Source organism: Mesorhizobium sp. M7A.F.Ca.MR.148.00.0.0, from assembly GCF_003997735.1.
GTDB lineage: Bacteria > Pseudomonadota > Alphaproteobacteria > Rhizobiales > Rhizobiaceae > Mesorhizobium.
On record NZ_RZTB01000258.1, the window covers coordinates 1 to 1,811 of the forward strand.

Genomic DNA, 1,811 nt, shown 5'->3' on the forward strand with positions numbered 1-1,811 from the left:
CGACAAGCTGCTGGCGAATACGGTGATTGAGAATTATAGTGTGACGCTGGGGTAACGCCGATAGCGCCCGCCAGTTGGCGGGCGCTGATCCGGTCTAGATCGGGCGTGGACTGCGCGGCCTGCGAACCCACAGGTAGTAGATCGCGATTGCGCCAGCGACGATCACGAGCAGTTTGTAGAACATTCGTTTGACATCACCAAAGTCGAAAACCTTGTCGATCCCTTCGGGACTGGCCGGGTTTCGCAACAGCTCGATCTCAGTGCCGATCGACGTGGGCATCTTCATAAAAAAATCTCCGGCCACGTCAAACGAATACTCGCCACCACCCGGAGCGCGATAGGCGAGCTTTGCGGTTGGGATTTTCGTGATGCGCCAGGCGCCCTCTCCCGGCGCCGGGGTCAAAGGAGCCGTCGCGGCACCAGAAGAGCAATTGGCGCGCGACCGCTCTACCCAGTCGCGCCTGACCTTCACTTCCAGTACACACTGCATTCCGGTCTCAACCACGTCCGCTTTTTGCCGTTCCCAGGTGAACGTGTGAATGAAGCGGACGACGGCCGGCTTCATTGACGATGCGCCCAAAAAGAAAAGCGCTGCTGCCATCCCCGTCAGTAGGAGCTTTAACACGAAACGACCGAATGCCAGGCTCCGTTTCGTTCGCGCCATTGCCGCCAGTTGGACGGCTCTTACCCGAGGATCGTCGGAGAGCTGGCTCGGATCGCGCCCGTCGCCAATTGCGCGCCGCAGACCCACCAACACCATCATGTTGAACCACCCTACAAGAGCGACCATCAGAAGGTGCCAATGCAACCGATGAAAGGTGGTGTGATGGCTAGCAATGCAGGCGTTTGCGAAATCAATCCGAGATAAGCCGTGACGACCACCCGCGTTCCAGACGCCGTCCCCCGAAACAAGCGGCACCAACAAGAATGCCGTAAGGCCCGCTCCAGTCAGAAAAAGTGCGCGGTAAGCGCGAAAGCGTCTCTTGTAGGTAAAGACATCAATCGCATCCGATATGATCATCCCTGCGGAAATGACGCCGAGGCTGACTGAAATAATCGTGGTCACGAGAAACAGGCGCGTGAACGAGACGGCACAGGCGCCGAGGCTCGTATCGAGGGAAAGCCACTTTGAAAAAAGCTCCCCCGTGGAAGGGCGGGCGTCCCACATCAGCATGAATGCGAACGCGCCGAGCGACGCCACTATCGTCGCCGATACCCACATGGCGCGCCGAATGTCCTCGCGTTCTTTGATCTTGCCGTTGTCCACCGGAGTCTCAAGTCGTTTGCAGCCATCGTCCTTATGCTGCTGCAGACGTTAATATCCCGGATTCATACTGTATAAAAATCTTTAGAGAGCGTCTCGGACGCTTCAAAGACGAGCCGAGACTTGATCAATAGTGAGAACCCTGGTCCATCGCTGGGCTTTCCGCAGCTACAGATCTTGACCGCTGACATTGTTCCAGCGACTTCCGCGCGTTCACCGGAAAAGCGGCGTGACGTATGATTTGAACGAGCGTGAAGCTTTCCAAACGCAATCTCACGCAGGAAAGTGCTATCCTGAGCGTCGACTCGGCAGCGATGACCAAGAACGGGGCATTATTCTTTCTCTCGACAACGGTGTCTGGTTGACCAACCACGTTTCACCCCGGTATCTGGTTCAGATGCTCGAACGGGAATTGCCATGAAATCAGCCGTTGTCCTCCTGCCCGGCCTCAACCGCGACCGCGACATGATCGCGGCGCTGACCAAGATTTCGGGAACGCCGCCGGTCACCGTCTGGCAAACCGACACCGAAATCCCCGATGTCGACC

At 57.3% G+C, this 1,811-nt stretch carries 1 protein-coding gene and 1 pseudogene; one reads left to right on the forward strand and one right to left on the reverse strand.

All coding sequences use genetic code 11. The features are described 5' to 3' along the window. Nucleotides 1–94 precede the first annotated feature (94 nt). A complete protein-coding gene (locus EOB49_RS33720) occupies nucleotides 95–1,267 on the reverse strand; it encodes a hypothetical protein (RefSeq protein WP_127383486.1) in 1,173 nt (390 codons plus the stop codon). A 414-nt stretch (nucleotides 1,268–1,681) separates the two neighbouring features. On the opposite strand from EOB49_RS33720, the pseudogene EOB49_RS33725 reads away from it, so the two are divergent. Continuing rightward, nucleotides 1,682–1,811: pseudogene (locus EOB49_RS33725) on the forward strand (phosphoribosylformylglycinamidine synthase subunit PurQ); the annotation flags it as partial.